Here is a 12,569-nt window from a genome sequence, read left to right on the forward strand (position 1 = left end):
TGCATTCAGTTCACTGGGCCAGGCCCAGGGGCTGGGCTCAGGGCCAGGCTCACCTGGCGACGCTGAGGGCCACGCGGACCGGCACGCCGGTGGCGAGCGATTCCTGGGCGGCGTCTGCCACCCGGGAAGCCGCCACGGCGTCTTCCGGGGTGCAGGGGTTCTCCCGGCGGCCAAGGATCAGTTCCACGAAGGCGGCCATCTCGGACCGGTACGCCGCCTCGAACCGCTCGGCGAAGGTCAGGTGCGGCTTTCCGGCGGGGAAGGTGATCCCAGCCTCGGCGGAGGCCAGCGCCGTCTTGTCGTCCAGGCCCACCATGAGCGAACCCCGGGAGCCCTGGATTTCGAGCCGGACGTCATGGCCGGCCCCGTTGTAGCGGGTGGCGGAGACCGTTCCCACGGTGCCGTCGTCGAACGTCACCAGCGCGAGGGCCGTGTCCACGTCGCCGGCTTCGCCAATGGCCGGATCTCCGTTGTTGGAGCCCCTGGCGTACACCTCGACGATTTCGCGGCCCGTGAGCCAGCGCAGGATGTCGAAATCGTGGACCGAGCAGTCGCGGAACAACCCGCCGGAGCTGGCCAGGAACTCCACCGGCGGCGGCGTCATGTCGCACGTGACGGCGCGCAGGGAGTGGATCCAGCCCAGTTCGCCGGCCTGGTAGGCGCGGCGCGCCTCGAGGTAGCCGGCGTCGAACCGGCGCTGATGCCCGATCTGCACCACGCCCTGGCGCTCGCGGACATAGTCGAGCACCGGCAGGGCGTCGGCCACGTTCAGGGCCACGGGCTTCTCGCAAAACACAGGGATCCCGGCGTCCACGCCGGCCTTGATGAGCTCGGGGTGGGTTCCGGTTCCCGTGGCGATGACCATGCCGTCCAGGCCGGAGCCCAGCAGGGCCTGGACCGACGGGAGGAATTCGGCGCCCAGACCGGACGCCACGGCCCGGGCATGCACTTCGGCGACGTCCGTGAGCCGGAGCCGGACGTGGATCCCTTGCGGATTCAGGACCTCGTTGAGGGCGGCGATGTTGTTGGCGTGCATGACGCCGATCCGCCCAACTCCGACGAGGCCGAGTACGACGTCCCTCATGCCGCTGCCCTCGCGGTCACAGTGAACGCTGAGCGGAAGGCCTCCAGGGCCGCATAACTGTCTCCACTGGCCCATGCTTCCATGCCCACTGTCCCTTCGTAGCCGGCATCGGCGAGTGCCCTGGCGACGGCCGCGTAGTTGATCTCGCCGGTCCCGGGTTCACAGCGGCCAGGAACATCCGCCACCTGGATTTCGCCGATGTACGGCAGGGCGCTCCGGACGAGTTCGATCAGGTTCCCCTCCCCCATTTGGGCGTGGTATAGATCCAGCATGAGTCTGGCGTTCGGATGCCCGGCGGCCTGCACCAGCGCCAGGGTGTCCTTGGCACGGGCCAGCGGGATGCCGGGGTGGTCAAGGATGGTGTTGAGGTTCTCGAGGCAGAAGGTCACGCCGTGCTTCTCACCGAGCTTTCCGAGCCGTTCCAGGGTCCGGGCGCCGGTGGCCCACATGTGGCCGCTGGATCGGTAGACCGGCCGTGCCGCCTGGCCGTCGACGAGTTCGGCCGGGTGGACCACCAGCCGGCTGACGCCAAGCTCCAGTGCGGTGGGGATCAGGGTCTCGGCTGTCCGCACCACGTCATCCGCCGTGTCCGGGTCCACGAGGCTGCCGGCGGTGTATCCGGTCATGGACGAAAACACCGCCCCGGTGGCCTTGAGCGCGCCGATGTCTTTGGAGCGCGAGTCCCAGAGTTCGACGTCGAAGCCCGCCTCGTGGATCCGGCGCACCCGCTCCGTGAAAGGCAGGTCGGTGAAGACCATCTCGGCGCAGACGGCAAGCCGCATTAGAGGACCGCCTTCTCGTTGACGGCCACTGTGTTGACCGTTGCCGGGGCCCCCTGCTTGACCGACTCGATGCAGGCCAGGGCTACGGCCAGCGCGCGCCGGGCGTCATTGGCCACCGGGGTGAGGGTGAACGGCTTCGACGGCGGCACTGTTCCGTCGCGCCGGGCGCGCACCGCGTCGGCGAAGTCCACGAGTTCATCGGTGTAGGCCTGCCGGAAGAGTTCGACGTTCAGCCGTGGAGTGTCGGCGGACATCCCCTCGGCGGTGAACCGGCGGGCGGCGGTTTCGGTGGACCGTCCGGCCTGGACCATGCCGCGGGAACCGAAGACCTCGCCGCGGATGTCGTAGCCGTAGAGAGCGCTGAAGTTTGCCTCGGCGACGGCGATCGCGCCGTTGCTGTAGCGGATGGTCACGACGGCGGTGTCCAGGAAGCCCTGGTCCCGCAGTCCCGGCTCCACGAGTGCGTCGGCGACTGCGTAGACCTCCACAGGTTCGGCGCCTTCGTTGAACCAGTTGAGGGTGTCGAAGTCGTGGATGAGGGTCTCGAGGAAGACCGTCCACGCCGGGATCCTGGCGGCGTGGCCGATGCTTCCCGTGCCCGGGTCCCGGGTCAGTGAACGCATCAGCTGGGGCGTCCCGGCAATTCCGGCGGCGAGGTCCTTCTTGGCTGCCTGGAAGTCGTCGGCGTACCGGCGGTTGAAGCCGATCTGGAAGTGCACCCCGGCGGCGTCGACGGCGGCAAGGGCGGCGTCGAGTTCCTGGAGCCCCAGCCCTGCGGGCTTTTCGCAGAAGACGTGCTTTCCGGCGGCCGCAGCCTGCCCGATCAGGGAGGAATGGAACCGGGCGGGGCTGGCGATGACGACGGCGTCGATCTCCGGGTCGGCCAGGAGGTCGGCGGCGTCGGCGGTCACCTTCGCGGTGCCCAGGGTGCCGGCCAGTGCCTCGGCGGATTCCAGGTTGGGATCCGCGATGGCGGCCAGGACGGCGCCCGGGACCCGGCGGGCAATGCTCTCGGCGTGGAAAGCGCCCATCCAGCCGGAGCCGATCAGCCCGATCCGTACGGGCTGCGCGGCGTCGGACGGGGTGCGGTTGAGGTAAGCCAAAGGCCTGTCCTTTCTAGGATTTGGGACGGTACTTACGCGTACGTGTTACCGGTCGTCTGGGCCACGTCGGCGACTTCGCCCTGGACTTCTTTCACGATGTCGCCGTGGCCGCCGAGTTGTTCGAGTTCGTGGGCGAGTTCGGCGAGTTCGGCGCCGCCGGCCATTTGGGCGGTGAGTTCGTCCAGGGTGATGTCCTTCTTGTCGTAGTAGCCGATCGACTTGCCGCGTTTGAGCAGCAGGAACCGGTCCCCGACGGGGAAGGCGTGGTGCGGGTTGTGGGTGATGAAGATGACGCCCAGGCCGCGGTCGCGGGCCTGGAGGATGTAGCGCAGGACCACGCCGGACTGCTTCACGCCCAGCGCCGCGGTGGGCTCGTCCAGAATCAAGACCTTCGCGCCGAAGTACACGGCGCGGGCGATCGCGACGCACTGGCGTTCACCGCCGGAGAGCTGGCCGATGGGCTGCTCGACATCGCGCAGGTCGATGCCCATCGCGGCGAGTTCCTTGAGCGTGATCTCCTTCATCTTGTCGACGTCCATGCTCTTGAACGGGCCGAACCCGGACGTAAGTTCGGAGCCGAGGAAGAAGTTCCGCCAGATCGGCATCAGGGGCACCACCGCGAGGTCCTGGTAGACGGTGGCGATGCCCACGTCCAGGGCGTCGCGGGGGGAGGTGAATTTCCGGTCCTCGCCCATGACTTTCAGTGTTCCGGCGTCGTGCTGGTGCAGGCCGGCGATGATCTTGATCAGGGTGGACTTTCCCGCGCCGTTATCGCCCAGGACGCAGGTGACGCGGCCGTTGTCCACGGCCATGGTGACATCGGAGAGGGCGATGATGTTCCCGTAGTGCTTGGCGACCCCGTCCAAGGAGAGCAGGTGCACGGGGGTGTGGGTGAGGGGGTCTTTTTCGTTCTGCAGCAGGGTCTGCTGGTCGATCTCTTTGGCATTCATTTCCGGGCCCCTTTTACTTCAGTTCCGCGCGGCGCTTGACGATGAGGTTGACGATGGTGGCCAGCAGCAGCATCAGGCCCAGGAAGAACTTGAACCAGTCCGGGTTCCACTGGGCGTAGACGATGCCCTTGTTGGCCATGCCGAAGATGAACGCGCCGATCGCGCCGCCGATCGCCGAGCCGTATCCGCCGGTCAGGAGGCAGCCGCCGATCACCGCGGCGATGATGTAGAGGAACTCGTTGCCCACGCCCTCACCGGACTGCACGGCGTCGAAGGCGAAGAGGTTGTGCATGCCCAGGATCCAGGCGCAGAACCCCACGGCCATGAACAGGCCGATCTTGGTGGCCTTGACCGGCACGCCCACGGCGCGGGCCGCGTTCGCGTCCCCGCCGACGGCGAAGATCCAGTTCCCCACCCGGGTCCGCATCAGCACCCAGGTGGCCACCGCGACGAGCGCGAACCAGATGAACACGGTGATCTTGACCTCGACGCCGCCGATACTGATCGAGGAGGCGAAGACCGCATGGGCGGAGGCGAAGCCGTCCATGGACGAGATTGACGGTGAGGACACCGAGCCGCCGATCAGCCGGGTCAGGCCCAGGTTCAGGCCGGTCAGCATCAGGAACGTCGCCAGGGTCACGATGAAGGAGGGCAGCTTGGTCTTGATCAGGATCCAGCCGTTGATGAACCCGATCGAGAGGGACACCACCAGGGCCAGGCCTACGCCGACCCAGACGTTGGTGCTGAAGTTCCAGCTGAACAGCGACGCGGTCAGCGCCGAGGTGATCACCGCGACGCCGGTGGAGAGGTCGAACTCCCCGCCGATCATCAGCAAGGACACTCCGACGGCCATGATCCCGATCGTGGAGGAGCCGTACAGGATGGTCGCGAAGGCGTTGGGCTGGGTGAACGTCGGGGACACCAACGCGAAGAAGATGAAAAGGACGATCGCGCCCACCAGGGCACCGACCTCGGGACGTCCCAGCAGTTTCTGGAACGGACTGCGCTTGGCGACGCGCTCATCGGGCGCCGGCGACTTTGTCTTTGTCTGGGTGATGGTCATGATGATTCTCCTTGCTGCCGGGCCGGCACGGGGCCGGCCCGGCCAGCGGACTGTTAGCGGATACCCTGCTGGGCGAACTTCAGGACATCAGCCGCATTGCTCTTGTCTACGATGCTCGGGCCGGTGAGGACCGACTGTCCGCCGCCCAGCTTGAATCCGCCGCGCTTGTTCTGCCACAGCGCATCAACTGCGCTGTAACCCTGCAGCCACGGCTGCTGGTCCACGGTGAAAAGGACAGCTCCGTCAACGATCTTCTGGGCGAGATCCGCGTTCAGGTCGAAGCTTGCTACCTTGGCGGAGCTGCCGGCATCAGTGACCGACTTGAGGAGCGTGAGGGTGATGGGGGCGCCGAGGCCGATGATGACGTCGGCGTCCTTGGACGCCTGGAGCTTGGCGGTCGCCGTGGACTGAACGGCGGTCATGTCCTTGCCGTCGACGTACAGGATTTCCGTTCCGGGCACCTTGGCCTTGACGCCGGCGCAGCGCGCTTCAAGGCCAACGTGGCCCTGCTGCTGAATCACGCAGACCGGGTGCTTGTAGCCCTCCGCCGCGAGCCTGGTGCCGACGGCCTCGCCGGCCAGCTGCTCGTTGGAACCGAAGTGGGTGAAAGCGCCGAGTGCCTGGGAGACGCCTTCACCGGCATTGAGGCTGACGACGGGGATGCCGGCGTCGGTGGCCTTCTTCAGGACATCCTTCAGAGCGTCCGGCGTCGCGAGGGTGACAGCGATGCCGTCAACCTTCTGGTCGATGGCCTGCTGGACGAGCTGGGCCTGCCGGCCGGCTTCGGGATCGGACGTGTACAGGAGTTCAACGTTGTCCTTCGCCGATGCCTCCTCGGCGCCCTTGCGGACGATATCCCAGAAGGTATCGCCTCCCGAGGCGTGGGTGATGAGGGCGACCTTGAGCCGGGGCGTCGAGACGGCCTGGCCGCCACCGCCGGCTGCGTTGCCCGTGTCCGCGGGCTTGCCGCCAGTGCTGGAACAGGCGCTAAGGGCCATCATCGGAACGACGGCGGCCACCAGCGCCGCCTTCCGCCAGGAAAACTTCTTCACGATAAATCTCCTTTGATTCGGGCTACCCCGCACGCTTCATCACGCCGGTCCGTGAGCCTTCTCCACTGATCATGGTGACTCCGATCACAGTTGTCAATAGTTTGTCCTGACATTAGGATGTTTTGACGTAACGCAACGCGATTCAGTCGACATTTTGGCGGGGTCGATCATTCAGGAAGGGCCCACCAACCCCCTACTCCCCCGGCGTCGAACACCAACCCTTGGCCGCCCACGGCAGCCCTGCTACTATCAGAAAAAGGCAGTATGTCCTATCAAGCGAACATAGCCTGACATGCGCGGACAGGCCGGCACTACGGCCGCCGCGGAGCACAAGGGAGCGCGCCCAGTGGCGAATCAACTAAATCTGCGGATCGACCGTTCTTCCCCCGTACCGCTGTATCACCAAGTGGTGCAGGGCATCGAGGCCGCGATCCACACGGGACTGCTGGAGCCTGGCAGCAGGCTGGAAAATGAGATCGACCTGGCCGCCCAGCTCAATCTTTCCCGTCCCACCATGCGCAAGGCCATGGACGAGCTGGTCCGTTCCGGGCTCCTGGTCCGCAAGCGCGGCGTGGGCACCCAGGTGGTCTCCAGCCAGGTCCGCCGCCCGCTGGAGCTCTCGAGCCTCTACGACGACCTCAGCAACAACGGCAGCAAACCCACTACCGACGTGCTGAGCTTCTCGCATGAGGAGGCGGACGCCACGATCCGGACGGCGCTGCAGCTTCCAGCCGGCGCCAAGGTGTACCACTTCAGCAGGCTCCGGAAGGTGGGCGGCAAGCCGCTTGCCCTGATGGAGAACTGGGTGCGCGATGACATCACGTCCATCGACGAGGCAGGCCTGGCCTCGCAGGGCCTCTACGCCATCCTGCGCAACGGCGGCGTGAATTTCCGCCTGGCCTCCCAGCGGATCGGCGCCATGATCGCCAACGACTACCAGGCGCCGCTGCTTGAGACCACGCCCGGCTCTGCCCTGGTCACCATGGAGCGCACCGCCGTGGACGACACGGGACGCATGGTGGAAACCGGCCACCACGTCTACCGTGCGGATTCCTACAGCTTTGAAATGACACTGGTTCAAAGGTGACAGTTCAAAGGTGAGCGTTCAACGGTGAGCGTTCAGCGCTAAGAGTTTAGAGAAACGGGTCCCATGGATAAGCGCTCAACGACGGGCGCTAACCATCCCGACAGCACACACGCGCCTTCCTCCGGCGCGACAACGAAAGGGCAGCTTCCATGGCCAATTGGGTCTATCCACTCGGCACCGCCGCCGAAGGCAAGTGGGACATTTCGATCGGGACGTCCGATTCCGCATTGGCGGTGGATGGCTGGGCGCACACCGGGCTGAAGGTCGCCACGCTGGCGGCCGGCGGCGCCGTCGGACTGGAGGCCGCGGCGGAGGAACGCATCGTGATCCCGCTCAACGGCTCCTTCGTGGCGACCGTGGACGGCCAGGACTATCCGCTGGCCGGCCGGGACAGTGTCTTCAGCGGCCCCAGTGATGTGCTCTACACGGGAACTGGCAAGGCGGTGACCATTGCCTCGGCCGACGGCGGCCGGGTGGCGGTGGCCACGGCCCCGGCCAAGGCCTCCTACCCGGTCCGCCTCGTCACCGCGGCCGAGACGCCGGTAGAACTGCGCGGAGCGGGCAACTGCTCCCGCCAGGTCCACAATTTCGGCACCCCGGCGGCGTTGGAAGCGGACCGCTTCATCGTCTGCGAGGTCCTTACCCCGGCCGGCAACTGGTCCTCCTATCCCCCGCACAAGCACGATGAGGAAAAAGACGGCGAGACCAGCCTCGAGGAGATCTACTACTTCGAAACCCGCGTGGCGCCCGGAGCGCCTCGGCGCCCGGGCGCCGAGGACGCCATCGGCTACCAGCGGGTCTACGCCTCCGATGAGCGGCCCATCGACGTTTCGGCCGAGGTCCGGACAGGCGATGTCGTCCTGGTGCCCTACGGCTGGCACGGGCCCGCCATGGCCGCCCCCGGCTACGACATGTACTACCTCAACGTCATGGCGGGACCGGGCCCGGTCCGCGAGTGGCTCATAAGCGACGACCCGCACCACGGCTGGATCCGCCAGACCTGGGAGGGCCAGGACCTGGACCCGCGGCTGCCGTTCGGCCGATAGGCCCGCTGCTGTTAGGCCGTTAGGCCGTTAGGCCGCCTGCAGCTCGGTCTCTGCCTCAGCCTCGGAGCTGTCGACGTCGGCCGGCCGGCCGGCGTCGTGCTTCTTGGCAGCCGCGGCCGCGAACGCCATGACCACCAGGCCCAGCAGGGTGATCCCGGCACCGGCCCAGATCGGCGAGGTGTAGCCGAGGCCGGCGGTGATTGTGACGCCGCCCAGCCAGGCCCCCAGGGCATTGCCGACGTTGAAGGCGCCAATGTTGGCGCCGGAGGCCAGGGTGGGAGCGCTGCTGGCGTACTTCATCACGCGCATCTGCAGCCCGGGAACCGTGGCGAAACCGAAGCCGCCCAGCAGGACCATGGTGGCGATGGTCATCGGCTGGTTGCCGGCGGTCAGGGCGAAGGCCACGAGCACCACCACCAGGACAGCGAGCACCACCAGCAGGGTGCGGTCCACATTCTTGTCGGCCGCCTTGCCGCCGAGGGTGTTGCCGATGAAGAGCCCGACGCCGAAGAGGATCAGCAGCCACGGGACGGTGGTGGCGGAGAAGCCGGTGACCTCGGTGAGGGTGAAGGCAATGTAGGTGAAGGCGCCGAACATGCCGCCGTAGCCGAGGATGGTGACCAGGATGGAGAGCCAGACCTGCCCGGACCGGAAGGCCCGGAGCTCGCCGCGCAATCCGCCGGTGGCAGAACCGTCAGCCGCGGCGCCGGAGCCGGTTTTCGGAACGAGGGCGAGGATGCCTGCCAGGGCAACGACGCCAACGACGGTGATCGCCCAGAACGTGGCCCGCCAGCCCGCGGCCTGGCCCAGCATGGTGCCGAACGGGACACCCAGGACATTGGCCGCCGTGAGGCCGGTGAACATGATCGCGATCGCGCCGGCCTTCTTGTTGGGCGCCACCATACTGGCGGCCACCACGGCACCGATGCCGAAGAATGCCCCGTGCGCCAGCGCGGCAATAATGCGGCCGGCCATCATCAGCCCGTAGTCGGGGGCGAGCGCCGAGACGAGGTTGCCGGCGATGAACAGCACCATCAGCACGGCCAGTACCGGCTTGCGCTCGAATCGCGTCACGGCCGCGGTGAGACCAAGCGCTCCCACCACGACGGCGAGCGCGTAGCCGGAGATGAGCCAGCCAGCGGTGGCCTCGGTGACGTGGAAGTCTGCGGCCACTTGCGGCAGCAGGCCCATGATGACGAACTCGGTGAGTCCGATGCCGAACCCGCCGAGGGCGAGGGCTATCAGGCCAACAGGCATGGAGGTGCTCCTTACAAAGCTGTACGGAAAGGGGTATGACGCGTAAGCTAGTAATTGCAGACGCGTTATTTATTGATGTACAACAAATTGTTGCACAAGCAGATACAGCGCGCAAGCAACTATTATTTGATGTGTCCGGCACCACCCCGCCGGGCACGCGAGCTGAAGGGAATCAGCAGATGGGCATCAAGGACGACGCCGTCGAGGTCCGGGCACAAGGCTGGCGGACCCTGGCGGCCCTGCACGGCCTGATCGAGGCCGAGCTGGAGCGTTCCCTGCAGGCCGAGGCGCAGCTCTCGGTGGTGGAATACACCGTGCTGGACGCGCTCAGCCGGCAGGACGGCTGGCATATGCGGATGCAGCAACTGGCCCGTGCCACGGCGCTGAGCGCGAGCGCCACCACGCGGCTGGTCAACAGGCTCGAGGACCGCGGGCTGCTGACCCGGATCCTGTGCGCGGATGACCGCCGCGGGATCTACACCGAGCTCACACCCAGCGGCATCACACTGCTCGAGCAGAGCAGGCCGGTCCACGACGCCACGCTGGAGCGGGCGCTGGCCGAGGCCCAGGAAGTGCCGGAACTGGCACCCCTGGTGGACGCCCTCCCCCGGCTGCACGTAGGCGTCTAGCGCTGCCACGCCTCGCCCGAAACGCAGTAAGAACGCAGAAGAGCCCCGCCCCACGGACATCCGAGGGGCGGGGCTTTCGGTTTGTACGGCTGGACGCTTTGTACGGTTAGACGGTGATGGGTTGCTTGGCGGCGGCCTGTTTGAAGAAGTGTTCCAGGTCCTCCAGGCTCTTGCCCCGGGTCTCCGGGACCACGCGCTTCACCCAGACGATGGCGGCCATCTGGAGCGCGACGAAAATGAAGAACGTCGCCGAGACGCCAATCCAGGACACCATCTGCGGGAAGAAGAACCCGATCAGGAAGTTGATCATCCACAGCACAAACACGCAGATGCCCATGGCGATGCCGCGGACGTGCAGCGGGAAGATTTCGGCCATGGTCAGCCATGTCACGGTGCCGATGCAGGCCTGCATCGAGGCGAGGAAGGTGACCATGAACAGCAGGACCAGGTAGCCGCGGAGGATGCCTTCCGGGATGAGCAGAGAGATGACGCCGATAGCCAGCAGGGACGTTGCCGTGCCGGCCAGGCCGGCGATCAGCATGGACTTCCGCGGAAGGCGCGACATCAGGGACATCCCGACGACGACGGCGACCACCGAGGTTACGCCGTTGACGACGTTGGCAATCAGGGCGCCCTGGTCTCCGAAGCCGGAGCTGGAGAGGATGGAGGTGCCGTAGTACATGATGGCGTTGACGCCGCTGATCTGGTTGATCACGGCCATGCCCAGTCCGACTACGAAGATCCGCCGGATCCACGGCACCGTGAGGTCACGGAAGGTGCCGAGCTTGGATTGGTAGTCCTCCCGGGCGGCCTGCCGGACCTCGTCGAACTCGGTGGACACGTCCTCCGCGGCACGGGTCCGGCGCAGCACGTCGAGGACTTCGCCGAAGCGGCCGGCGGAGGCCAGCCAGCGCGGGCTTTCCGGCAGCAGGAGCATGCCAAGCCATAGGATGACCGCAGGCAGCGTGGCGATGACCAGCATCCACCGCCACACGTGAGAGGCCTCAGGAAAAGCGTTGCCCAGCACGGCGTTGAACGTGAAGGCCAGGAACTGACCGGTGACAATCATGAGCTCGTTTTGCGTCACGATGCGCCCGCGCTGGGCTGACGGGGACATTTCGGCCAGGTACACCGGAACGATCACCGACGCGCCGCCGACGGCGAGGCCGAGCAGGGTGCGGGAGGCGACGAGCATTTCGGTGCTGGGCGACAGGGAACAGGCGATGGTGGCCACCGCGAAGATGATCGCGAGCCCCATGATGGTCCTGCGCCGGCCGAAGCGGTCCGAGAGCCTGCCTGCCGAGATGGCGCCGAACGCCGCACCGAACAGCAAGGTGGAGGTTACAAGCCCTTCGGTCAGCGGGGTGAGGCCGAGGTCCCGCTGCATGAACGGCAGGGCGCCGTTGATCACTCCGGTGTCATAGCCGAAGAGGAGACCGCCGAACGTGGAGAAGAGCGCCACCCGCCGCATGAAGCCCTTGGGATTGGACGCTCCGCCCGGAGCCGGGTCCGTCAACTCCCTTGAGGCGGGCTCTGTTGTGTCCGACTGTGTAGTGGCGGATGTCGTTCTGTCCCCCGCCCTCATAGGCTCGCCTTCGCGACGCGCTGCTGCATCGTCTCCAGCTGGTAGCGGGAGACCTCCGCGGCGTTGTCGTCCTCGGCGAAGACGCTGGAGACCATGACCGTGTCCTCGCGGTCCAGGAAGCCGATTTCCTTCAGACCGCCGAAGAACTCGTCCCAGTTGACGTCGCCGTCGCCGATCTTCAAATGCTGGTGCACCCGCACCGGGTTGCCGGGCGGGTTGGTGATGTAGCGCAGCCCGTGCGAGGCGTGGTGATTCATGGTGTCGGCGACGTGGACCAGGCGAAGCTTGTCCCCCGCGGCCCTCATGATCTCAAGCGGCTCGTTCTTCATGTGGAAGCTGTGCGAGGCCACGTAGACCAGGCCAACGTTCTTCGAGTTCAGCCCGCGGATCACCCGGATCGCGGCGAGGCCCTCCTCGACGAAGTCATCCGGATGCGGATCGATCAGCAGGTCGATCCCCTCCCGCTCGATGATGGGGAGCAGCTCCTCCATGGAGCGGTAAAAGGCGCGCTCGGATTCCTCGGCCTTCTCCGGCCGGCCGCTGAACTCGGTGTTCATGGTGCCCACGCCGAGGTCCACAGTGATCTGGATGGCGCGCTTCCAGTAACGGACGGCGGCCTCGCGGGCGTCCTCGTCCGGCCCGGACCACCGCAGCACGGGCAGCACCGAGGCGATTTCGATTCCCGCGTCCTTGCAGGCCGACTTCAGCTGGCCCACCAGCTCGTCGTCGGCCTTCGGGTGGTTGAAGAACGGGATGAAATCGGCGTGCGGGGTCATCTGCATGTACTTGTAGCCGAGGTCGGCCACCACGCGAGGGAACTCAAGGAGTCCGTGGCTGTGGTGGAACGGCGTGGGGTCAAGGGCGATTTTCACGGTGGACACTCCATTGTGGATCTGGTGGGCGTGCGGCCGGCCGGCTGCCCTGCAATACA

12 protein-coding genes are annotated in these 12,569 nt (G+C 66.5%); 3 read left to right on the plus strand and 9 right to left on the minus strand.

What is annotated here, in order from left to right; genetic code table 11:
• Positions 1-49: 49 nt before the first annotated feature.
• From AC1DEY_RS06550 to AC1DEY_RS06575, 6 genes are read right to left on the minus strand one after another with little or no spacing between them, the layout of a single operon-like run.
• Positions 50-1,084: a Gfo/Idh/MocA family oxidoreductase gene (locus tag AC1DEY_RS06550; RefSeq protein ID WP_476867243.1), complete on the minus strand. Its 1,035-nt coding sequence runs from the start codon at positions 1,082-1,084 to the stop codon at positions 50-52.
• Positions 1,081-1,866, minus strand: a complete 786-nt coding sequence (locus AC1DEY_RS06555; protein ID WP_476867244.1) for a TIM barrel protein — start codon at positions 1,864-1,866, stop codon at positions 1,081-1,083. Before AC1DEY_RS06555 ends, AC1DEY_RS06550 begins: the two co-directional genes overlap by 4 nt.
• Entirely contained in the window at positions 1,866-2,969 is a 1,104-nt protein-coding gene (locus tag AC1DEY_RS06560) for a Gfo/Idh/MocA family oxidoreductase (RefSeq protein ID WP_476867245.1), read from the minus strand. The genes AC1DEY_RS06555 and AC1DEY_RS06560 overlap by 1 nt, the downstream gene beginning before the upstream one ends.
• Positions 2,970-3,001: 32 nt before the next feature.
• The gene (locus tag AC1DEY_RS06565) at positions 3,002-3,919 is read right to left on the minus strand and encodes an ATP-binding cassette domain-containing protein (RefSeq protein ID WP_441409957.1); all 918 of its coding nucleotides are present in this window, start codon (positions 3,917-3,919) and stop codon (positions 3,002-3,004) included.
• 13 nt (positions 3,920-3,932) lie between these two features.
• Positions 3,933-4,982: an ABC transporter permease gene (locus tag AC1DEY_RS06570; RefSeq protein WP_441409956.1), complete on the minus strand. Its 1,050-nt coding sequence runs from the start codon at positions 4,980-4,982 to the stop codon at positions 3,933-3,935.
• Between the two features lie 53 nt (positions 4,983-5,035).
• Positions 5,036-6,034 carry a substrate-binding domain-containing protein gene (locus tag AC1DEY_RS06575; protein ID WP_441409955.1) on the minus strand — a complete coding sequence of 333 codons (999 nt, stop codon included), beginning with the start codon at positions 6,032-6,034 and terminating at the stop codon, positions 5,036-5,038.
• Between the two features lie 346 nt (positions 6,035-6,380).
• Between AC1DEY_RS06575 and AC1DEY_RS06580 the strand changes: the two genes are divergently transcribed.
• Positions 6,381-7,121, plus strand: a complete 741-nt coding sequence (locus tag AC1DEY_RS06580) for a GntR family transcriptional regulator (RefSeq protein WP_476867246.1) — start codon at positions 6,381-6,383, stop codon at positions 7,119-7,121.
• 149 nt (positions 7,122-7,270) lie between these two features.
• On the plus strand, positions 7,271-8,167 hold the full coding sequence (gene iolB / locus AC1DEY_RS06585) for a 5-deoxy-glucuronate isomerase (protein WP_476867247.1): 897 nt from the start codon (positions 7,271-7,273) through the stop codon (positions 8,165-8,167).
• 27 nt (positions 8,168-8,194) lie between these two features.
• On the opposite strand, the gene AC1DEY_RS06590 is transcribed toward iolB, so the two are convergent.
• On the minus strand, positions 8,195-9,424 hold the full coding sequence (locus AC1DEY_RS06590; protein WP_476867248.1) for an MFS transporter: 1,230 nt from the start codon (positions 9,422-9,424) through the stop codon (positions 8,195-8,197).
• Between the two features lie 179 nt (positions 9,425-9,603).
• Between AC1DEY_RS06590 and AC1DEY_RS06595 the strand changes: the two genes are divergently transcribed.
• Complete coding sequence (locus tag AC1DEY_RS06595; protein ID WP_441409951.1) at positions 9,604-10,053, plus strand: MarR family winged helix-turn-helix transcriptional regulator; 450 nt, start codon at positions 9,604-9,606, stop codon at positions 10,051-10,053.
• Between the two features lie 106 nt (positions 10,054-10,159).
• On the opposite strand, the gene AC1DEY_RS06600 is transcribed toward AC1DEY_RS06595, so the two are convergent.
• Complete coding sequence (locus tag AC1DEY_RS06600) at positions 10,160-11,638, minus strand: sugar porter family MFS transporter (protein WP_476867249.1); 1,479 nt, start codon at positions 11,636-11,638, stop codon at positions 10,160-10,162.
• Positions 11,635-12,510 (minus strand): sugar phosphate isomerase/epimerase family protein, encoded by an 876-nt coding sequence (locus AC1DEY_RS06605; protein ID WP_476867250.1) that lies wholly within the window; start codon positions 12,508-12,510, stop codon positions 11,635-11,637. Before AC1DEY_RS06605 ends, AC1DEY_RS06600 begins: the two co-directional genes overlap by 4 nt.
• Positions 12,511-12,569 lie beyond the last annotated feature (59 nt).

This window comes from Arthrobacter sp. 05T47 (assembly GCF_056395825.1).